The sequence below is a fragment of the Butyricimonas paravirosa genome, assembly GCF_032878955.1.
GTDB classification, from domain to species: Bacteria; Bacteroidota; Bacteroidia; order Bacteroidales; family Marinifilaceae; genus Butyricimonas; species Butyricimonas paravirosa.
Genome location: NZ_CP043839.1, coordinates 1,755,702 through 1,778,495 on the forward strand (window position 1 = coordinate 1,755,702; position 22,794 = coordinate 1,778,495).

13 protein-coding genes, 1 tRNA gene and 3 rRNA genes are annotated in these 22,794 nt (G+C 45.0%); 2 read left to right on the forward strand and 15 right to left on the reverse strand.

The window, feature by feature from the left end; translation table 11 throughout:
• Positions 1–3: 3 nt before the first annotated feature.
• The 8 genes from F1644_RS07425 to trpS all read right to left on the reverse strand — a co-directional run bounded on the left by F1644_RS07425 (position 4) and on the right by trpS (position 13,000).
• Positions 4–3,498: a SusC/RagA family TonB-linked outer membrane protein gene (locus F1644_RS07425; protein ID WP_168044583.1), complete on the reverse strand. Its 3,495-nt coding sequence runs from the start codon at positions 3,496–3,498 to the stop codon at positions 4–6.
• 161 nt (positions 3,499–3,659) lie between these two features.
• Positions 3,660–4,832 carry a FecR family protein gene (locus tag F1644_RS07430; protein WP_168044582.1) on the reverse strand — a complete coding sequence of 391 codons (1,173 nt, stop codon included), beginning with the start codon at positions 4,830–4,832 and terminating at the stop codon, positions 3,660–3,662.
• A gap of 77 nt (positions 4,833–4,909) precedes the next feature.
• The gene (locus tag F1644_RS07435) at positions 4,910–5,539 is read right to left on the reverse strand and encodes an RNA polymerase sigma-70 factor (protein WP_189021513.1); all 630 of its coding nucleotides are present in this window, start codon (positions 5,537–5,539) and stop codon (positions 4,910–4,912) included.
• Positions 5,540–5,626: 87 nt separating this feature from the next.
• A 5S ribosomal RNA gene (gene rrf / locus F1644_RS07440) occupies positions 5,627–5,737 on the reverse strand.
• A gap of 142 nt (positions 5,738–5,879) precedes the next feature.
• A 23S ribosomal RNA gene (locus tag F1644_RS07445) occupies positions 5,880–8,766 on the reverse strand.
• A 299-nt stretch (positions 8,767–9,065) separates the two neighbouring features.
• Positions 9,066–10,590, reverse strand: a 16S ribosomal RNA gene (locus tag F1644_RS07450).
• Together the 16S, 23S and 5S rRNA genes form the textbook arrangement of a ribosomal RNA operon.
• Positions 10,591–11,362: 772 nt before the next feature.
• Positions 11,363–11,944: a Holliday junction branch migration protein RuvA gene (ruvA, locus tag F1644_RS07455; protein ID WP_087421915.1), complete on the reverse strand. Its 582-nt coding sequence runs from the start codon at positions 11,942–11,944 to the stop codon at positions 11,363–11,365.
• A gap of 72 nt (positions 11,945–12,016) precedes the next feature.
• Positions 12,017–13,000: a tryptophan--tRNA ligase gene (trpS, locus tag F1644_RS07460; protein ID WP_168044626.1), complete on the reverse strand. Its 984-nt coding sequence runs from the start codon at positions 12,998–13,000 to the stop codon at positions 12,017–12,019.
• Positions 13,001–13,365: 365 nt separating this feature from the next.
• Between trpS and F1644_RS07465 the strand changes: the two genes are divergently transcribed.
• Entirely contained in the window at positions 13,366–13,719 is a 354-nt protein-coding gene (locus F1644_RS07465) for a DUF3276 family protein (protein ID WP_027201276.1), read from the forward strand.
• Positions 13,720–13,753: 34 nt separating this feature from the next.
• Here the strand turns inward: F1644_RS07465 and F1644_RS07470 are convergent, their stop codons facing one another.
• The 6 genes from F1644_RS07470 to murB form a co-directional block, all read right to left on the reverse strand.
• The gene (locus F1644_RS07470) at positions 13,754–14,215 is read right to left on the reverse strand and encodes an SRPBCC family protein (RefSeq protein WP_087421917.1); all 462 of its coding nucleotides are present in this window, start codon (positions 14,213–14,215) and stop codon (positions 13,754–13,756) included.
• A gap of 5 nt (positions 14,216–14,220) precedes the next feature.
• A complete protein-coding gene (gene pyrE / locus F1644_RS07475; protein ID WP_027201274.1) occupies positions 14,221–14,850 on the reverse strand; it encodes an orotate phosphoribosyltransferase in 630 nt (209 codons plus the stop codon).
• A gap of 21 nt (positions 14,851–14,871) precedes the next feature.
• Entirely contained in the window at positions 14,872–15,900 is a 1,029-nt protein-coding gene (locus tag F1644_RS07480; protein WP_168044625.1) for an aminoglycoside phosphotransferase family protein, read from the reverse strand.
• A 774-nt stretch (positions 15,901–16,674) separates the two neighbouring features.
• A tRNA-Leu gene (locus F1644_RS07485) sits at positions 16,675–16,758 on the reverse strand.
• A gap of 107 nt (positions 16,759–16,865) precedes the next feature.
• Positions 16,866–17,615, reverse strand: coding sequence for an acyl-[acyl-carrier-protein] thioesterase (locus tag F1644_RS07490; RefSeq protein ID WP_168044624.1), 750 nt, complete (start codon positions 17,613–17,615; stop codon positions 16,866–16,868).
• 135 nt (positions 17,616–17,750) lie between these two features.
• Positions 17,751–18,764: a UDP-N-acetylmuramate dehydrogenase gene (murB, locus tag F1644_RS07495; protein WP_168044623.1), complete on the reverse strand. Its 1,014-nt coding sequence runs from the start codon at positions 18,762–18,764 to the stop codon at positions 17,751–17,753.
• Positions 18,765–18,868: 104 nt separating this feature from the next.
• On the opposite strand from murB, the gene F1644_RS07500 reads away from it, so the two are divergent.
• Positions 18,869–20,227 (forward strand): methyltransferase RsmF C-terminal domain-like protein, encoded by a 1,359-nt coding sequence (locus F1644_RS07500; RefSeq protein ID WP_168044622.1) that lies wholly within the window; start codon positions 18,869–18,871, stop codon positions 20,225–20,227.
• Between the two features lie 149 nt (positions 20,228–20,376).
• Here the strand turns inward: F1644_RS07500 and F1644_RS07505 are convergent, their stop codons facing one another.
• Positions 20,377–22,341 (reverse strand): tetratricopeptide repeat protein, encoded by a 1,965-nt coding sequence (locus F1644_RS07505; RefSeq protein WP_229128348.1) that lies wholly within the window; start codon positions 22,339–22,341, stop codon positions 20,377–20,379.
• Positions 22,342–22,794: the final 453 nt, after the last annotated feature.

The following is a 22,794-nucleotide window of genomic DNA, read 5'->3' on the forward strand; positions in this document are numbered from 1 at the left end:
ATTTTAGAAGTTAACATTCAATCCTAAAGTGAAAGTTGTCTGTAGTGGTAAAGAACCATAGCCCGTTGTCCTATAATTAATCGTTTCCGGATCATAACCTTTCAACCGCTTATCCGCCAACACGAATAAATTCTGAGCTTGAAATTTTAAAGAAATAGCCCCTAGCGGACGATCTCCTAACACAACCTTCCTAATCCAACGGTTGGGTAAACGATACTCCACCATCACGTTCCGCAAACGAAGGAAATCACCAGGTACAACTGTTTCCGTACTCTGATTAAATAACTGTGTCGAATAAACATTTTCCGATCCCCCGATACTAAACAACCCTTCTCCTTTAGACAAGCGGGGTATTCGTTTCGTCACTTCATCTCCGGGGTTCATCCAACGATCCAATATTGAGCGATTCACGTTTTCGTCGGCAGCCGGCTTACTTGCAAAAGCAACATCTGGTAATCGAACCACATTCTTTAAACCAAAAGAAAACAAGGCAGAGAACGTCAAATTTCTGTACTGCACAACATTATTGAAACCGCCGAAAAAAACCGGATCCCGGGTTCCTTCATATTTAAGATTATCTACATTACTATACACCTCTATCGCAATATCCGGATTAGAAGAATCCAACTTATTACCCTCTACATCATAAAAGAGAGGCATCCCATCCTCGTTCAACCCGGCAAAACGATACGAAAACATTGCATTTACAGGTTTTCCCTCGTATACTTCTCCCGGTGTGTACAAAGTCTTTACCAAATTCTGAGCCTGTGGCTTTATGTACGATTTTTCCACGTTATTTTTCACGTACCCGAAGTTAAGCGATGAAAACCAAGATACATCATCCTTACGGATAATCATCCCGGACAAACTCACATCAACACCTTGATTTTTAACATCTGCATAATTCACGTACTTATCCAAGAATCCGGTTACCGCTGATACATTTTTCGAAGCAATCAGATCCCGACTATAATTCCTATAATAATCTACATCAAGCGTTAAACGGTCGTCAAACAACCCTAACTCCAAACCAATATTTAAAGAAGAGGTTGTTTCCCATTTCAAATCAGGATTCGGAGCCTGCACAATCTCCATTTCTAACAACTGATTAAATTCATTAGGTGGCAATGACGAAGCAATCAATTGCGGAGTACTCTCCTCCACGATATTTCCTTGCAACCCGTAAGATCCCCGAATGGCCAGATTTGAAATAATCATTATATCCTTCATAAAATTTTCCCCACTCACAATCCATTTCCCAGAAACAGACCACAAAGGCAAGTATCGATATTTCGGGTTTGAACCGAATAAATTAGACCCGTCAAAACGAACATTCCCGTTAATTACGTAACGATTCTTATACATAGCGGAAAATACTCCATAATATGAAATATATGAACGTTTCGGGATCGTACGGTTCACTCCGTTCCGTTTCAACCCTCCCGTGCTTACCCCTTCCGCTGGCTCATAGAAAATATTTCCCCGATCATGCATATATCCCCATCCATTCGTTGTCAATCCCTTGTATTTTGTAGTACGGAATTCCTGCCCGATCATGGCATCTATCGAGAAGTCTGCAAACAACATTTTTTTATACTCCAAACTATTACGAATCAAAGAAGTTCGCTGTTCATACGTTGTCTCATTGTAAACTCCCCCGAATGGTAATGATGATTTTTCAATCTCTTCCAGAGAACCTTTTCCATATCCATACCCTCGTACTTGCGCTATGTAAGCACTCTGCTCTGTGGCATAATCTATACTAGAAGAGTTCGAAGAAGAATAACTATACAAACCTTTATATTTCAATCCTTTATATAAATCAACAGACAAATTAACAATTGCTTTTATATCTGTCTGAGTGGACTCTTTATGCGTGTTCTCCAATTCATGTAAGATATTAAAGTCTCCGATTCTATTTTCAGAATTTGAATAGAAAAATCTATTCCCATACTCGTCATAAACAGGAATCGTCCGAGCTGTTCTTACCGCATAGCTAAAAGGATCTACGCTAGCATGATAACTTTCCCTGTCCCGACGTCCGACCTGAAGTGTCGTACCCAACTTTACCCCCCGAAACATTTCTGCATTAAATTTCATCAACCCTCCGAACTGCTCATAATCACTAACCTTATCAACCCCGTCTTCCCCATTATAAGTCAGTGAAACATAATAATCCGTTTTATCAGTTCCTCCGGAAATACTTAAATTATGAGTTTGAGAATAAGCATTCCGAAATAATAACTTGAACCAATCTGTATTCATCTCTTCCACCTCTTTTGTTCTAAGAGCCAACTCTGTTTTGGAAATATTCCCGGAAGCGTACAAACCGAGCAGATGTTCTAATCCCACGCTACCCATATTACCCAAACCTTCATCGTATATTTGCTGAGATAATCGCACTCGTTCTTTCGAATTCAACAGATTAAAATCCTTGTAACAAGGTCTCAGGCTCACCGTCGAAGTATGTTGATAGGAAATATTAAAACCATTCCTTTTTCCATTTTTCGTAGTCACCACGATAACACCATTTGCTGCACGGGTCCCGTAAATTGCCGTAGCTGAAGCATCTTTCAAAACTGTAATACTTTCTATATCCGTCGGATTAATTCCCCCGATAGCAGAATTAAACATATTCATCACATCCGGACTATTCAACTCCGCCACAGAAATTGGTACTGAATTTTCCAACATCACACCATCCAATACCCACAATGGATCTGCATTTCCAGCTATCGTCGCAGTTCCCCGTACTCTAATTTTAGGACTAGCCCCCGGTCCTGCAGAAGTATTTACGACAGAAAGTCCCGACAACTGTCCTTGTAACATCTGCTCGATACTCGTAGCCCCTATCGTTTTTAAATCCTCTGTTTTCACTGTCGACACAGCGCTAGTCAATTGTCTTTTCTCTATCTGCTGGTATCCCGTAATTACTACCTCTTCCAGTTCTTCTTTTGCTTCTGTCAATACAACATTCAAGAAAGACTCTCCTTTAAAAACGACCTCCTTTGTTTGCATTCCTACAAAAGAAAAAATCAACACGATGTTCTCCCTTGCCGTCAATCCTAATTCAAATCTCCCGGTAGTATCTGTAGAGACCCCGACCAAAGTACCTTTCACAAGAACCGACACCCCCGGTAAAGTTTCCCCGTTCGTGTTCTTCACCACACCTTGTATGGTTACCCGCTTTTCTTTTTGTAGAGCAACCGGACGAATCACGATCGTTTTCTCAATAAACTCGAATGAATACCTTCCCTGAAGGATCTCCCGTAATACCGCCTCCACGCTCATTTCCTTCGAGGATAGTTGCACAACTTTCGTGGCATCCAATTCCTCGTTACTATAAAAAATATCGTACTTCAGTTGTTTTCGGATGGTAGAAAACACCTCGTCCACGGTCATTCGATCCAGCGAAAAAGTAACTGTTTCCCGTTGTGCAAATGTTGCTGCACTCACGTGGAATAATCCCAGAAAAAGGAAAAAAGTAATTAATTTCATAAGAAACAACCATTTTTTAATTTTACCCAACGGGCAAAAAAATTCCTTGTAATCATTTTTTTTCATACATTTGATCATTGAAGTTAGTAATCGTCTTTAACTGTCACACCAATGAATCGTTAAAGACATTATCAATTATTCGGGATAGGAGTCGCAACCTCTTATCCCTTTTTTACTTTACTTACTGTTACATTTTTACCGGAAATCTCAAAATGAATGTCCGTCGTCTTCTCCAAGAACTGCAACACCTCAGTCAAAGGACGATGTTTATTTATCGTACCGGAAAAACGCATCTTTCTGATCTCATCATCTTGATAACTCATCGTGAAATCATACCAACGCTCTAACTTTTTGACAATATCTTCAAAAGCATAGGTATTAAAATAAAATTTCCCATCTACCCAAGAAGTGTACAATTCAGTGTCAACCGTACTTAACGCCCCCTTCCCCGTCTGTTTATCCACCGTATATTGATCCGTAGGTTTCATGATCACTTGTCCTTCGGCATCTGCCACTTGCACCCGTCCTTCAACCAACGTCGTCTGCCAAGTTACATCCTCCTTGTAAGCTGAAACGTTAAAACTCGTACCTAAAACCGTAATATCTCCTCCTTCCACTCGCACATGAAAAGGGGACAAAGCATTCTTCGCAACTTTAAAATAAGCCTCACCACAAAGATAAACTTCCCTTTTATCCTTCAAGAAACGAACTGGGAAACGCAACGTCGTTTCTGAATTTAACCACACCCTTGATCCGTCAGGTAATTGTAAAGAATATTCCCCACCCTTAGGTATATACAATGTATTATAAGACATCTTACTTGAATCCTCCGCAACAAAAGATCCATCATATCTTAATTCACCATTCTCATCATCATTCACGAATTTCATTCCAAGAACCTCCACCTCGTGTACATCCATATCTGAATCCAGAACCACCCTTTTCCCGTTAGCCAATATTAATTCCGCTTTATGTGTCCCAGAAGAAATAGAGTCCATTGAAACCGTCGCTAAAGGAAGATTATTCTTATTCTGATAAACCATCCATAAAAAGACAATACCGACCATCACGATCAAAACAGCGGCATATTTGAATACACTAGTTATCCCTCTTCGATGTTCCCGGGTGCGAGATTCAATATTCAACCAAGCCCGTTTCTCATCATATTTTTGTTCTTTAACAGGTTTAGCAGCTCTTCGCACTCGAAACAACATCTTCATTAACTCTTTTACCTGTTCATGAGAGTATTCAAGTTCGTCATCATCCCCCATCTTTTCTTTATTCCATAATAAAGAAATCTTCTCCCACATATCCTCTGAAAATTGCAACTTCATCTCCGTATTGTTTTAAAATTTCTCTTAAGGCAACCGGAATTCAAAAAAGGGTGAGTAAAAAATGAACTTTTTACAATTTATTTTTCATCACCATTCGTTTTCACCCTTAAAGAACAGATCTTATGAGTGACAAAAAATAAAAATGAAGATGATATAGACACCCCAACATATTCACGAATCGTGCGATAGGCTTTAAGTATGTGGGATTTTACCGTATTTACAGATATATTCAATTCTTCAGCTATTTCCTTATACTTTTTCCCCTCCAAACTACTCATCATAAACACTGTACGGCATTGAGATGGTAATACTTGAAGCGCTTGACGAATTTTCTCCAATTGCATAGTCTCTTCCTCTGAATACTCTTCCCTAGCTAAGTCCTCTAAGAATTCAACCAACAAACGACTATGGTTACGTTCCATCGCCTGATGTTTTAATACATTTAAAGCCCGATGTTTTACAGATGTATATAAATATGATTTTACAGAAACTCCTACAACAATCACCTCGCGGTTATTCCACACATACACGAATACATCCTGAACGGCATCCTCCGCTTCACTTGTGCTGTCCAGATACGTTAAAGCGTAATTACACAATACCTGATAATACTTCTGAAATAAGTTTCCAAAAGCATTACGATCTCCTTGAATAATCGCCGCAAATAATTTTTTATCAATTTCTATTTCACACAATGCATCCGTCATTTGACAAATATAAAACAAAACAATTGAAAATTGAAAATGAAAGAAAATAAAAAAGGGCGAGTCACTTGAACTCGCCCTCTCTTCTAAATTCAGCATCGACCTACTCTCCCACCTGTCGGCAGTACCATCGGCGCTAACGGGCTTAACTTCTCTGTTCGGGATGGGAAGAGGTGGATCACCGTCGCTATAGACACCTTTTAATGTTTTCCAGTCACTTCATCGAGCCCTCCGGCCGCTCGTGACAATATCTTTAAAGTTCATTTATTCATGCTTTTCTATCGACCGCCAATCACCTTGATTGACAATCGCTTGGAACGTTAACTGAATCATCTCACCCACCGAACGTCAACTTTCGGGTGATTAGTACCACTCGGCTTTGCCGTCACCGGCTTTACACCTGTGGCCTATCCACGTCGTCGTCTACGACGACCCTGTAAGGAGATCTCATCTCGAGGCAGGCTTCGCGCTTAGATGCTTTCAGCGCTTATCCCGTCCGCGCGTGGCTACCCTGCCGTACGACTGGCGTCATAACAGGTTCACTAGCGGCGCGTCCAACCCGGTCCTCTCGTACTAGAGTCAGGACCTCTCGAATCTCCAGCGCCCACGACAGATAGGGACCGAACTGTCTCACGACGTTCTGAACCCAGCTCGCGTGCCACTTTAATCGGCGAACAGCCGAACCCTTGGGACCTTCTCCAGCCCCAGGATGTGACGAGCCGACATCGAGGTGCCAAACCGCCCCGTCGATATGAGCTCTTGGGGGCGATCAGCCTGTTATCCCCGGAGTACCTTTTATCCTTTGAGCGATGACCCTTCCACGCGGGATCACCGGATCACTATGCCCTGCTTTCGCACCCGATCGACTCGTTGGTCTCCCGGTCAAGCACCCTTGTGCCATTGCACTCTACGGTTGATTACCAACCAACCCGAGGGTACCTTTGGAAGCCTCCGTTACGCTTTTGGAGGCGACCACCCCAGTCAAACTACCCACCACGCGGTGTCCCCATTACAATGGGTTAGATCCCAGACAAGAGAAGGGTCGTATTTCAACGATGGCTCCACGATTCCTGGCGAAACCGCTTCATGGCCTCCGACCTATCCTACACGTCCCGTGCCCGGGAACAACGCGAAGCTGCAGTAAAGGTTCACGGGGTCTTTCCGTCCCGTCGCGGGTACCCGGCATCTTCACCGGAACTACAATTTCACCGAGCTCATGGTCGAGACAGTGCCCAGATCGTTACACCATTCGTGCAGGTCGGAACTTACCCGACAAGGAATTTCGCTACCTTAGGACCGTTATAGTTACGGCCGCCGTTTACCGGGGCTTCAATTCAAACCTTCTCGTTTCCGATGAGCTCTCCTCTTAACCTTCCGGCACCGGGCAGGTGTCAGGCCATATACGTCATCTTTCGATTTGGCATAGCCATGTGTTTTTGGTAAACAGTCGCCTGGGCCATTACTCTGCGGCTCTATCACTAGAGCGTCCTTTTTCCCGAAGTTACAGGACTATTTTGCCTAGTTCCTTGACCATGAATCACTCGAGCGCCTTGGTATGTTCTACCCGACCACGTGTGTCCGTTTACAGTACGGTTCCTCGTCACTTGAAGTTTAGCGGGTTTTCTAGGGGGTAAATTGCCTGGACGCTATCCCCTCGGCCGAGGCCTCGAGGTACTATCGACTTTCGCCTCCGGTGGCGTGCTTGACTACCACCGTCACAGGGTACGGCCTTCAACGCGCTATTCCGTCAGCGCGCGGTCCATTCATCACCCCGTCACCGCGTCACGGTGACGAGAAGCACGGGAATGTTAACCCGTTTCTCGTCGGCATCCCCCTTCGGGTGAGCCTTAGAGGCCGGCTGACCCCCGGCTGATTGACATTGCCGGGGAATCCTTGGTCTTGCGGCGTGGGGGGTTCTCGCCCCCATTATCGTTACTTATGCCTACATTTGCTTTTCATGCCGCTCCAGTCACTCTCGCGGGTGACCTTCAAAGCTGGCAGGAATGCTCTCCTACCGGTCAGTCATTAACTAACCCCACGGCTTCGGTTGACAGTTTGATGCCCGTGTATTATCCACGCGGGATCGCTCGACTAGTGAGCTGTTACGCACTCTTTAAATGAATGGCTGCTTCCAAGCCAACATCCTAGCTGTCTCCGCGATCCCACCTCGTTTGATCAACTTAACTGTCCATCCGGGACCTTAGCCGGTGGTCCGGGTTCTTTCCCTCTCGTCCGCGGACCTTAGCACCCGCGGGCTCACTCCATGATTTCGTGTTCCAGCATTCGGAGTTTATCCGGATTTGATAGGCGGTGAAGCCCTCGCGTCCAACCAGTAGCTCTACCTCTGGAACAGAACATCACAGGCTGCACCGAAATGCATTTCGGAGAGTACGAGCTATTTCCCAGTTTGATTGGCCTTTCACCCCTACCCGCGAGTCATCCGAAAACTTTTCAACGTTTACCGGTTCGGTCCTCCATCACGTGTTACCGCGACTTCAACCTGCTCGTGGGTAGATCACAAGGTTTCGCGTCTAGCGCCACCAACTGAACGCCCTGTTAAGGCTCGCTTTCACTTCGGCTAACGGGCCTGAAGCCCTTAACCTCGCTGGTGACGACTAACTCGTAGGCTCATTATGCAAAAGGCACGCCGTCACCATATTTCATGGCTCCGACCGCTTGTAGGCGCGCGGGTTCAGGGTCTATTTCACCCCCCTGCTCGGGGTACTTTTCACCTTTCCCTCGCGGTACTGGTTCACTATCGGTCTCTCGGGAGTATTTAGCCTTGCCAGGAGGTCCTGGCGAATTCAGGCAGGATTTCTCGTGTCCCGCCCTACTCGGGATTCCGCTATCTTAGATGGAGGTGTCGTGCACGGGGCTGTCACCCTCCACGGCTTACCTTTCCAGGTAATTGCACTTCGTCCATCGTCGAATGTCGCGGTCCCATGACCCCGCTGTCGCCGAAACGGCAGCGGTTTGGGCTCTTCCCCGTTCGCTCGCCACTACTGGGGGAATCACATGTTGTTTTCTTCTCCTGCGGGTAATGAGATGTTTCAGTTCCCCGCGTTCGCCTGCATTACTGCATGACCGTCATCTAGACGGCCGGGTTGCCCCATTCGGAAATCCACGGGTCAAGGGTTACTTGCACCTCGCCGTGGCCTATCGCGGCTTATCGCGTCCTTCATCGCCTCCGAGAGCCTAGGCATCCACCGCGCGCCCTTGGTTGTTCACGTTCGTTAGCGTCGTGTTTTTTAATAATTTTACCTTGTCCCGTGTATCACTACAGGGACGGCTCTGTGTTATTCTACTACATTTTTACTTCGTGGATCAAATGATCCATTAACGTTCCAGCATGTCAAAGAACTTTACAATTTTAAATCTAGCCATTTTAAATTTTAAATCGAAATCTAAAATCTTTAAATCTAAAATTTAACGCCGGGACCAAGGCAACGAGCCTCGTCTCTAAAGATCCCTCGAGGGAATCCCGTTGATAATGAACTGCCGGTAGCGAGCCACATGAACTCGTCTCCAGAAAGGAGGTGTTCCAGCCGCACCTTCCGGTACGGCTACCTTGTTACGACTTAGCCCCAGTTACCGGTATTACCCTAGCCCGTTCCTCGCGGTCACGATCTTCAGGTACTCCCGGCTTCCATGGCTTGACGGGCGGTGTGTACAAGGCCCGGGAACGTATTCACCGCGCCATGGCTGATGCGCGATTACTAGCGAATCCAACTTCGTGGAGTCGGGTTGCAGACTCCAGTCCGAACTACGACCGGCTTTAGAGATTCGCTCCGGGTCACCCCGTGGCTGCCCTCTGTACCGGCCATTGTAACACGTGTGTCGCCCCGGGTGTAAGGGCCGTGCTGATTTGACGTCATCCCCGCCTTCCTCGCACCTTACGGTGGCAGTCTCGACAGAGTGCCCGGCCTCAGCCGCTGGCAACTGGCGATAGGGGTTGCGCTCGTTATGGGACTTAACCCGACACCTCACGGCACGAGCTGACGACAACCATGCAGCACCTTGTATCTAGCCCCGAAGGGAAGAAGTGTTTCCACCTCATGCAAAATACATTTAAACCCGGGTAAGGTTCCTCGCGTATCATCGAATTAAACCACATGTTCCTCCGCTTGTGCGGGCCCCCGTCAATTCCTTTGAGTTTCATCGTTGCCGACGTACTCCCCAGGTGGCTCACTTAATACTTTCGCTTGAACCCTGGCGGTGTATCGCCAAGATCCAGTGAGCATCGTTTACGGCGTGGACTACCAGGGTATCTAATCCTGTTCGCTACCCACGCTCTCGCGCATCAGCGTCAGATCGAGCCTGGGAAGCTGCCTTCGCTATCGGGGTTCCAAGTGATATCTAAGCATTTCACCGCTACTTCACTTGTTCCGCCTCCCTCGTCTCGTCTCCAGGTCGCCAGTTTCAACGGCGTGCTACAGTTTAGCTGCAGTCTTTTACCGCTGACTTGGCGTCCCGCCTACGCGCCCTTTAAACCCAATAAATCCGGATAACGCTCGCATCCCCCGTATTACCGCGGCTGCTGGCACGGAGTTAGCCGATGCTTATTCGTCAGGTACTGGCAAGATCGCACGCGTGCAATTTATTCTTCCCTGGCAAAAGAGGTTTACAGGCCATAGACCATTCTTCCCTCACGCGACTTGGCTGGTTCAGGCTCTCGCCCATTGACCAATATTCCTCACTGCTGCCTCCCGTAGGAGTCTGGACCGTGTCTCAGTTCCAGTGTGGGGGACCTTCCTCTCAGAACCCCTAGACATCGTCGGCTTGGTGGGCCGTTACCCCGCCAACTACCTAATGTCGCGCGTGCCCGTCCCGTACCACCGGAATTTTAAATGAAAGATCATGCGATCCTCCAGTGTTATGGGATGTTAGTCCACGTTTCCGCGGGTTATCTCCCGGTACGGGGTTGGTTGCACACGTGTTACTCACCCGTGCGCCGGTCGCCGGCGAAGTATTGCTACTCCCCGCTGCCCCTCGACTTGCATGTGTTAAGCCTGTCGCTAGCGTTCATCCTGAGCCAGGATCAAACTCTTCATGGTAAAAGTTATTTACAGAAATTTTGTTCTGGCCGGGTCATGTGTTTCTTGAATCTCGACTACCGTCGATTTCGATTCACGCTCGCTACGTTTTGTTCATTTCAATATCTTAAAGAACTCTTCTTTTCAATTTTTATCTCCCCTTCTCCCGATCCCCTAAGCCTTCGTTCTGAAAGCGGCTGCAAAGGTAAGGCTTGTTTTTCATTCTCCAAACTTTTCAAGCTTTTTTTTCAAACTTTTTTCCCGTCCCCTCGTTTAACCTCTTTCCCTCGTGCCCTCTCTCTCGAAAGCGGGTGCAAAGATAAGGCAATGATTCCCCCTTTTCCAAATTTTTTCACCATTATTTTTCATCTTTTTTTCAAGCCCCCGACCAATACCGTGACTGGCAAAACGTTAGGGAGAAAAAATTTTACCGGGAAAACGGGAAAGACCACCGGGAAAAGGGAGGGAAAGGCGGCACGACCGGGAAAAGGGACCGCGCTCTCGCCCGGCAAGCACCTTTCATGGACACCCGTGAACGTCTTTGATTCGTCCTTGATTCGAGTGTGAAACGCCTTTAACTCCTGTCTTCTACCCGTTCGCACCCTGTCATCACCCCTTACTCGGGGTTAAAAGGGGAACGGGCTACCACGAGAACTCGACAACTGCTCTCCAAGAACTCGACAACCACACACGCCAGTGTTCATGCCATGTATATGCTATGTATATGCTATGTTCATGGTATAGCCCAACGGCGAACTAGCGCCGAGGAAAACACTAACAGGAGATAGTAAAATTACAAATGTTTTAAAGCCAACTTGATAAGATTCTCAACTGTTTCGACCTTTTCCGAAGCCAAAATCTTGTCCAAAGTCTTCGCCACCTGGGCTCGAGCAAAGCCCAACATCACCAAAGCTGCTTGTGCCTCTTCCCGAACCGCACTCGTAGAAAGACTCAACCCCTCTACAGGAACACCCTCTTTACCTACTTTATCCTTCAACTCTATAATAACACGCTGAGCAGTCTTCACACCTATTCCCTTCACGCTCTTTATAGCATTTACATTCTCTGTAAGTATCGCTCCAGTTATCTCCTCCACCGACATTGAACTCAACATGACATTCGCAGTGTTAGCGCCAATCCCGGAAACAGAAATCAATGCCCGAAACAAACTTCTCTCCTCCTTAGAAAAAAAACCATACAACAAATGAGCATCTTCCCGCACGATCTGGTGAATATAAAGCATAACCTGATTCTGGGAAGCGATCTTAGAATAAGTATTAACCGAAATATGAATATAATACCCGACCCCGCCACAATCAACAACCGCATTTGCCGGAGTTGCCTCCACTAATTCACCTTTTATATATTCGTACATAACAATTGAAAATTGAAAATTGAAAATTGAAAATGACAGGGCATTTCAATTTTCAATTCTATGTTTATACTACTAGCGGAAACCGATAAGTTTACGCACTTCTTTCATCGTAGTTGCCGCACTAGCCCTTGCTTTTTCGGCCCCGGCCGCAGCAACCTTATCCAGATTATCCGGGTTAGCAGCGTATTCCATGATTCGTTCCCGAATCGGAGAGCAGAAATTAATAATATCTTCCGCCAACTGTTTTTTCAAATCTCCGTAACGAATTTCACAATTATTATACTTCTCGTTGAAATAATCATACGTGTCTTTCGAAGAAACGACATCCATCAAGGTAAATAAATTCTGGATCACCTCCGGTTTCACGCTGTTCGGCTCGGTTGGCCCGCTATCGGTTACGGCTTTCATCACCTTTTTACGTATTGTTGCAGCATCGTCAACCAGATAAATAGCATTTCCCTCTGATTTTCCCATCTTCCCGGAACCATCCAACCCCGGAATCTTGATTCCTTCTCCCGTGTAGGAGAAAGATGCCGGTTCCGGGAACAACTCACTCCCGTATATGGTATTAAATCTCCGGGCAAATTTCCGGGCCATCTCCATGTTTTGCTCCTGGTCTTTTCCGACAGGCACTTTATGAGCCCTGTGTATAATAATATCCGCGGCCATCAACGTGGGATAGGTCAACAAACCTGCATTCACGTTATCCGGCTGTTTACGAGCCTTTTCCTTAAAAGTAGTCGTACGTTCCAACTCGCCAAGATAAGCATTCATGTTTAAATACAAATACAACTCGGCAATCTCCTTTATGTCACTTTGCACGTAAATTGTCGCCTTCTCTGGATTCAAACCACAAGCGAGGTACTCCGCCAGAATCTTCCGCACGTTCTCCACCACGTTACCCGGGTGAGGATGCGTCGTTAACGAGTGCCAATCGGCAATAAAAAAGAAACATTTATACTCGTCCTGCATTTTTAGAAAATTCTTCACCGCACCAAAATAATTTCCCAGGTGCAAATTACCCGTAGGCCTAATTCCACTTACTACTGTCTCCATTGTCTGAAATTTACGAATTTAAAACATACAAAGATACGGTTTTATTCGTTTTGTACAACTATGTATCAAAATGCCCCGGAAACAATATTCATCATCACACTATATAACCACCTACCCATGAACCGGTAAAATTCATTTTCATTGTACTTGGAGAAAACAACCGTCTCTCGCTTACCTTATCCAGATCAACACAATGATTACCAATACATTACACCCATTTCAAACAAATACACGCTTTTTAAAACGTTTTCAGCAAAGTAAGATATTGATAGACAAGGAGAAAAAAATATTACAAAAATGGATGTTGTTATATTATTTTTCCTACTTTTGAAACGCAAAGTCTAATTAATAATTTTAATTTAAACATGGAAGGTTACGAAAAGAATGACGGTATGGAAATGAATGATCGGGATGAGATCTATTCAAAACCGGTGAGAGCAGGGAAAAGGACTTATTTTTTTGATGTAAAAGCTACTCGTAATAACGATTACTATCTAACGATTACTGAAAGCAAAAAGAAACTCGAAAAAGACGGTTCTCAGAATTACGAAAAGCACAAGATCTTTTTATACAAAGAAGACTTTGATAAATTTGCAGAGGGGCTTGACAACGCTGTCGCTTACATCAAAGCAGCTCTTAACGGAGAAACAATGGCAGTCCAAGAAGAAGTTGAAACAAACAAATTTGACGACATTGATTTTGACGATCTATCCAAATAACCAAAAAAGCTCTTCACGATGAAGAGCTTTTTTATTATCGTATATACCCGTAAGGAATTTTTGCCAGACCTTCTGCCAGTTGATTGATTCCCTTTTCCAGTTTTCCCTTCAGCAACATTTTCATCATCATGTTCAACTCCGCCTCTGCCGTTATTCGTAACCGGGTATCATAAGGGCCGTTATCCAACAACTGAATCCATACTTGAAATTCAAAAGGCAAACGTCCATCCCCCTCCAGTTTAATCAATTTCGGTTCTTCCCTCTCCACGATTTTCATCCCCATTTCACCAACGCCTTTTACCATAAAAGTGCAGGCATCTTCCGTGGTGCGAACATCCTCGATCTTGTCAGCCAGTTCCGGCATTTGATTACCGGCCCCCATCTGGCGAGCCGTCTCGATCAATTTCCCGATCTTCGAGAAATCAGAAAGAAATGCGTACACGTCTGCAATCGCACTATTTATTTTCTGAACGTCACTAACAACTCGTGTTGCCATACCTTTTATTTATAAGATTCCGGGCTCAGACGCCACTCCTTCAACTTGGCCACATCGCTCTCCTGCACGTACCCGGTTTTCTGGGCCAGGTCAATCATGGCGTTGTAGTCACTCAACGTATCCAGTACGCAATGAGCATTCGTGAAATTATCTATCGCTTTCTGGAATCCATAGGTGAAAATAGCCACCATTCCCAACACGTCACATCCTGCATTTCTCAACGCTTCCACGGCCTGCAAGCTGGATCCCCCGGTAGAGATCAGATCCTCCACCACGACTACTTTTTGACCTTCTTTATATTCACCTTCAATCAGATTTTCCAACCCGTGATTCTTGGCAGCAGAACGCACGTACACGAACGGCAACCCCAATTCCTGTGCAACCAAAGCTCCTTGGGCAATAGCACCGGTTGCCACCCCGGCGATCAATTCCACCTGTGGGTATTTTGTTTTAATCAAATTCACGAACTGGTCCCGAATATACGTACGTACTTCCGGGTAAGACAACGTCTTCCGGTTATCACAATAAATGGGAGATTTCCACCCGGAAGCCCATGTAAAAGGGTGATTCGGTTCTAATTTTATCGCTTTGATCTGTAGCAAATGTGACGCTACTTGTTCTGCAACAGTGTTCATATCTGTCTATTATTTTAATGGTTATTCTTTACTTTCAGGGTGCAAAGGTACAAAGTATTTTTCAAAAGCCATTCGGATAGCATACTGAATCTCGGGATATTCTCCTTCCAGCTTGCCGGATTCAAACAACGTGCTAATCCCCTGCAAACCGGGAACAATCGAGTCAATAAAATGAGGTTTTCCCTCGTGCAGACCGCGTAATCCAAACGCACCCATAGCCTGTAACAAACGCACCAGCACGAAATGATAATATATTTCCCGGAACTTTTCCGCATATCCCGGCTCGCTCTCCGTCAATTCCCGGATATAGAAATCTAATAATTCTTCCTTTTGATTTTCAGGAATTTTCACTATCGCGTCATATAATAAGGACGCCACGTCATAGTGCAAAGCCCCTTGCCTTCCTCCCTGGTAATCGATAAAATACACCTCGTTATCAAGGACCATGATATTTCTGGACTGGAAATCCCGGAACATGAAACCATCCGCCCCGGCCATGACCAGTTTCGCCGTCAACCGATCGAAATCATCCTCCAGTCGATCCTCGTCAGCCTCCACTCCCGCCAATTTCAAAAAACAATATTTAAAATAGTTCAAATCCCACCGGATACAACGTTCATCAAAAACAGGACGAGGCAGACATCCCGAATAATCCAGTCCCTTTCCTCCCTCCAACTGGAATTTCAACAACTCGGACAAGGCTTTCCGATACAATTCCATGGTATGCTCGCTCAGGAATTCACCCTCTCGCTCCCGCTCCACGACATCCAGCAACATATCCGGCCCCAGATCATCCTGTAAATAACAAAACCCGTCCTCCGAAACACAATACACGTGCGGAACATGCAAACGGGATTTTTCAAAATGCCGTGTAAAATCCACGAACAAACGATTCTCCCGCAAATTCTCGTGGTACACACCCACGTATGTCCGGTCTCCCGTAAACACCCGGTAATATCTCCGGGCCGAACCGGACACCGGCAACGGCTCCACTCGCCGTGCATCACTACCACTATATTGTTTGAAAAGAGTTTTTATTTTTTCTTCCATAACTCTGATTATTCATTCTCTCTCGTTTCTTTTTCCGACAATCCAACACGTATTTATATCATTCCGAGTAACGTTGATCAGCCATATTAAGCATGTTCGATGTACTAAAAATATATATTAATTTTTATCTCGCAGGCAAAAGTAAAGAAAAAACCTCAATTCACGCCATCATACAATATAAAGGCGAAACTAATGGGACTGTCTCAAAAAGTCAATTTTAAACAACGACCCCCACTAACTCCCCCTTACACAGGGGGAGAGCTGATTACCAAGCGGTTTCTCCCCCTGTGTAAGGGGGAGCTGGAGGGGGTAGTTGGCAAATACAAGCAGGACTTTTTAGACTGCCCCGTCAAATAGGATTTATCTAACGACCTTGCAGGAAGAAAATTTCTCGAATTTACATATACTTTTCAGACCAACCATCTCGTTATAAGATAGTTATCCTCCAACAAGTGCTTTATTACTCCTATAATACGCTGTTACTCTATTGTTTGGCTAGGTTTTCTCCGTGTCTTCTCCGTGCTTTCTCCGTGTCACTTGCGAGTGATCGCCGGAGGAAACACATTTAAACGCAGCACGAATCAAGAAGAAGACATATAGGAACATCGAAGGAACATTGGCATGACCTAGAGGTAATCAAACAACGACAAGATTTTGTTCAACAAAATTTAAACAGGCTTTAAAGAAAACGATATCCAAAATCGTAATCATTCCAACAGGGATTCTCTTTAACAAAAATACCCTTCAAAATCAATCGATTAGGAAGGGTATTTGTGCCCAAGACAAGACTCGAACTTGCACAGCCGAACGGCCACTACCACCTCAAAGTAGCGTGTATACCAATTTCACCACTTGGGCATTTTTTAACGGCGCAAATATATAGTATTTTCTCGTTATCGCAAAACAAATAAGCGGTATTTTAACCCGAATTTCACGAAATAAACAGTAAAAGATGCACCCAATTCTTACCGCTTTTTCCAGTAACTAACAGCAAAACAATGCGTTTTATCCAAACTTTCATTTCTCACTTGGTGATATACTTTCACACGATTTTCTTCCTCCTCAACATGACATCCGGCACACACAACACTATCCGGTAACACTTCATGTTCGTAAATAATTTCTAACTCCGTGATCTCGTGGTCCTTCAAGAACTCGTAAGACAAAGAATTAGTAACCCAGCGCACATACGTGGCTTGAGTGACGTGCTTGTTGAAATCGATATTATCGTATGTTGCCGTGAAACGACGGGTGCTTTCGAAGTCTATCGGCATTTTTTTCGTATCCAACTCGAAAGGAATTTCCCGAATACCATCCACGCAGAAAGCGGCGGTCTCCGTCACGCAAGCCGGTAAACGCACGGGACGGCGACGATTTACATCTATCACCATCCACTCTGAAGTAGCCCGCAATAAAACCTCTTCTCCTGCCACCATTCTAAAATCACGAATCGCGAATAAACGATCAATACCCGACGGCCATGTTTCCAACGTCACGTTCTCCCCCTGTTCCGGCATCCGGTTAATCAAAATATGTAACTTGTGTAGCATCCATGTCAATCCTTGCTCGTTCAACGTGGGCACGTCTATTTTCAGCGCATAAGTCTGTACGTTCGCCACGTCATTAAACAGATCGCACAAGGACTTCATGATCAAGTGTCCTTCCAAATCCGTATAATGCCCCCGAATATCTATCTCTTCCGAATATTTTACCATCCCGTTCTAATTTTAGATCCTATCGTTTGAGTGATTTAATGATTTACGATTAAGTGATTTCCACCCACAACCTCACCCCTCCTTTTTAATCTCCTAATCATTGAATCGTCAATCACAGAATTTTTAATATCACTTTTATATCACGTTTACTTCCGGTTCCAACCATACTCCAAACTGAAGGAACACGGATTTCTTTATCTCGTTAGCTAAATGTGCAATTTCTATGCCAGTTGCCCCGCCCGTGTTCACTAACACCAGCGCTTGTTTGTCGTGTACCCCGGCATTGCCGACAACTTTTCCCTTCCATCCGGCAGTTTCGATTAACCACCCGGCAGCCAATTTCACATGCCCTTCATCCACGGTATAAATCGGCAGCGCGGGATACTTTTCCAGCAAGGCATCCGCAACGGCACGTTCAACCATCGGGTTTTTGAAAAAACTCCCGGCATTAGGTAATACCTTCACGTCCGGCAATTTAGCCTCCCGTATGCGAATAATGGCCTGCCGTATCGTTTTTAACGAAAGTTCACCCAAACGGTTTACTTCATCTTTCACGCTCCCGTAATGTAATCTGAACTCGGGATGTTTTGCCAAACGGAAAGTGACATACGTTACTAGAAAACGGTTCTTCCACTCATGTTTAAAAATAGAGTCCCGGTAACTGAAACGACATGTTTCGGCATCAATCGTCACCCTTTCACCCTTCACAATATCCACGGCTTCCACCCGGTCAATACATTCCCCGACTTCCATCCCGTAAGCCCCGATATTCTGCACCGGGGTTGCTCCCACATGGCCGGGAACCAGTGAAAGATTCTCCACCCCTCCGTACCCGTGTTCGACAGCCCACGCCACGAAATCATCCCACACAACACCACTTCCTACCCGGACAAACACGTACTTATCATCTTCCCTCACGATCTCACACCCTTGCATCACGGGATAAAAGACAACCCCATCAAAGTTCTCCGTGAACAAGAAGTTACTTCCCCCTCCCAAAAGTAGAATTTCCTCCGGGTCTAACTCGTATGATCCCACAAATTCCAATAATTCGCTCTCTTGATCACACTTCACAAAATATTTACAAGTCACGTCTATACCAAACGTGTTATATTCTTTTAAACTAAAATTTTCGTTAATCTCAATCATTCTATTTCTGTCTATTAATCAACTCCACGATCTCTTTTCTCTCGCAAAGGTAAAATATATCAGGAAATAAATCACTAAATTTGCCCCATTAATCCAAAGTGTCTATGATCTCATTACCGCCAGCATTTACAGAAAGGATGCAGCAGCTCCTTGGAAACGAATCGGAAACCTTTTTCCAAGCGTTAGTTTCGGAGTCCCCCACTTCCATCCGGTTAAACCCGGAGAAAACGGCAAACACCGATCTCCCCTTCTCGGAATTACTTTCCCGACAAGTACCCTGGTGCAGTAATGGATACTACTTGAAGGAGCGTCCCTCGTTCACCTCCGATCCGTTGCTACACGGGGGAGCTTATTACGTGCAAGAGGCCTCCTCCATGTTTCTGCAAGTCGTTCTTCAGCAGATAACCGGGGATACCCCTCTCCGGGTTCTCGACCTATGCGCGGCTCCGGGTGGTAAATCCACGTTACTGGCAAACAATCTACCCAAGGATTCACTACTGGTTTCCAACGAAATAATCAAATCAAGAGCCTCCATTCTCAAAGAAAATATTATTAAATGGGGATATGATCATATTGTTGTCACCAACAGCGACCCCAATCGTTTCACGGGAATGAAGGGAGCGTTCGACATGATTCTCGTGGATGCACCCTGTTCCGGGGAAGGTATGTTCCGGAAAGACGAAAAAGCCATCATGGAATGGAGCGAGAATAATCTGCGTCTTTGCGAAGAGCGTCAAAAAAGAATACTTTCCGACGTGTGGGATGCTCTCGCCCCCGGGGGCTATCTCGTGTATAGCACGTGTACTTACAACCCCGGAGAAAATGAAGATATATTAAACTGGATTTTAACCACGTTCGATGCATCATCCGTTGAAATCCGGCATAATTTTACAGCCATCACCCCGTCCCCCTCTCCTCTCCACGGGTACCATTTCTACCCGCACAAAACTAGCGGAGAAGGTTTATTCATGGGAGTCATTCAAAAAAATGACGGGACACCCTTTACCATGAAAAAAGAAAAGCGAGCTACCCCGTCCCCCGCGGTCAAACTCCCGGCAGACATCCTCCCCCTCCTGTCGGACATGACAAAATACACACCTTACATCGCGGGAGAAACATTAGGCATCCTTCCCAAACAACACGCCGAATTTATCCAATACCTTTCCTCCAAAGCCGGGGTCATTTATAAAGGATGTGAAATCGGAGAATGTATTAAAGGGAAGACGAAACCCGCCCACGCTCTGGCTCTATACCACAAACTGCAACAAAAACACGTTACCCGTCAAGAAGTGGACCTCTCCACGGCCCTCCAATTCCTACGCAAAGAAGACATCCGTTTCGAGGCCCCTCAAGGGGAATGGATTCTCATCACCTACAAAGGCATCGGGCTAGGCTGGGTAAAAGAAGTCGGCAACCGGGTAAATAACTACTACCCCAAAGAATGGAGAATTAAAAAATTGTAGATTTTAAATTTTAGATTTTAGATTCCAACCACACAAGGCCCCCCGGCTGCCCCAGTAACCGTAACCAAAGAGCCTCGCAGGGCTCCACCGACCTTATGAACCTTATGAACCTTATAAACTTTATAGACCTTATGAACTTCTATCTCCTCTTACTCTTCCTCCACCGAACAATAGCGCTTGATGATACTGTAAGAATCCGTTAATCCAAGCTCCCCGGCCTTACTCAAATCCACGTTAGCAGCACTCCGGTTTCCTTGGTATATATAGAGTAAGCCCCGGTTAAAATAAGCCTCGGCAATATCCTTATCCACTTCCAGCACTTTCGTGTACATATCGATTGCTTTCTGAATCTCTCCGCTCTTGGCATACACGTTAGCAATATTAAACATGGCAAAAACGAACTCCGGATCAATCTCCAAACATTTGTTATTCCCCTCCAGCACCAAAGAATAATCCACGTTTCGCTCCACTTTTTTCTCCTCACCCACGACACGGGAAGTCTTCTCTTCTATCGACTCGATGTAATCGTACATCCGGGAACGGGCGCTTGCCAAGTTCATCAAAGCGAACAGATGATTCGGGTCACGCTCCAACACTGCACGGAAATCCTCGATCGCTTTCGTGTAATCTCCTCGATTCAGATACAACGAACCGCGCAGCAACAAAGCATCCGTGACATTCTTGTTTTTCCGAATATCCGAAGACAAACTCTCGATATAATTATCCTCGAATTCCCTCGGGTAATTAAATTTCTTATTTGAAACTGTCAAGGCCGGGTTATAATTATGCTCCTGATTAAACTTCATGATCCGCTTGTCGAAATATTGCACTTTCCCTTTCCGCAATGTATCCAGCGACAGGTATTGCACGATAAACATATCCTGCAATTCGATAATCACGTTCCGGTCTTGCAAACGTCCGTTAATCACGTCTTTCATCCGGTCATCCCGGGAGTTTATATCTATCAATCGCTTGAAATTCTCTGTGGTATCTACCAAGGCATTCTGGTCTCCGTCTTTCATCCGTCGATACCGATCCATGATCTCCTCCGCCTTGTAACGGTCCTTTTCGGCCGCATCGTAATCCCGCATATCCATGCTCGTCGCAGCCCTTGCCAGATACGCCTTCACGAAATCCGGGTATATTGATATACTTTGAGAAAAGTCGTTATAAGCTCCCTCGTAATCCTTAATCTCCATCTTCAACAACCCGCGATTGAAATAAATCAGTATGTTATCCGGGTTCATTTCCAACACTTGGTCAAAATCTTGAATGGCATTATTCACATCCCCGATTTCCGACCTCAACAAAGCCCGGTTATAATAAGCATACGCGTAAGTACTATCCACCTTCAAGACTGCCGTGTAATCCTCCAATGCCTCGGGATATTTCTTCATCTCGTACCACGTAATCGCCCGGCTCATAAGAATCCGCTTATTTTCCGGGTTAATCTTCAAAGCCTTGTTGTAATCCTCTATCGCATCGTGATACTCTTTTGCTTGAAACCTTAAATATCCCCTCAAACCATAAGCATCATCCGAAAACATATTCAATTTGATGGCCATGTTACAATCCGCGATGGCTCCTTCTTGATCACCCAGTTTCTCCCGCATGATTGCCCGGTTCAAATATGCCGGTAATAAATTTTTATCGATAATCAACGCCTTCGAATAATCCTTCTCCGCCGCCTTGTAATCTCCCATATCAGCCTCAGTAATTGCCCTGTTCGCATACACGTAAGCCTCACCCGGATTGATCGCGATCGCCGTGTTATAATCATGCATAGCCTCCTCGTACTGTTTCATATTATGATAGGCAATCCCCCGGTACATATAAGCATGGAAATAGTTCGGGTTCAGCTCTATCGCCTGCGTGTAATCCCGGATAGCTCCCTCGAAATCATCAAGGTTCAACTTTGCCAGTCCCCGGAAAAAATAAGGTTCGGATAAAAAGGGCTTTATCCGTATGATATTATTGAAATTCTCGATCGCACTCACGTAGTCGTCAAACATGATCGCACTCTTTCCCACTCGCAACATATTTGCCGTATTCCATTGTGCCGACACCCCCAATGTCGCCAAACAGAAGAATATAATAACGCCAAATTTCTTCATTCGATAAACATATATTTTCGGGGATAAAGATAATAAAAAAGTTCGCATCTTCATTATATCCCCCTTTTTACCCTCCCAAAAATCTCTCTCCCGCATGATATTATCAACTCCATCACTCTTTTTCCTGCATACCAAAACTTACATACTTGTTCTACGTCCTCGCTACCTCCTCGCTAATTGTCCGTTCCTATAAAGCCATATTTCAACGATAGAATAACGAACACATAACGGCCCCCCTATTTAAGTTTTCAATTTTATTCATATATTTACAAAATCATAAAGAAATAAAACAACGACAGTATAGTACAAACACATCTTGCAGAGGTAATTGAATACTCTTATTTCAAGATAGAGTACCATTTTCAACTTAATCACTCTGAAAAGTAGGCTAATCCGCTGATATATCAAAGTTTTATAGTAAATCTGTATATGATTTATAACCTCTTAGAATAA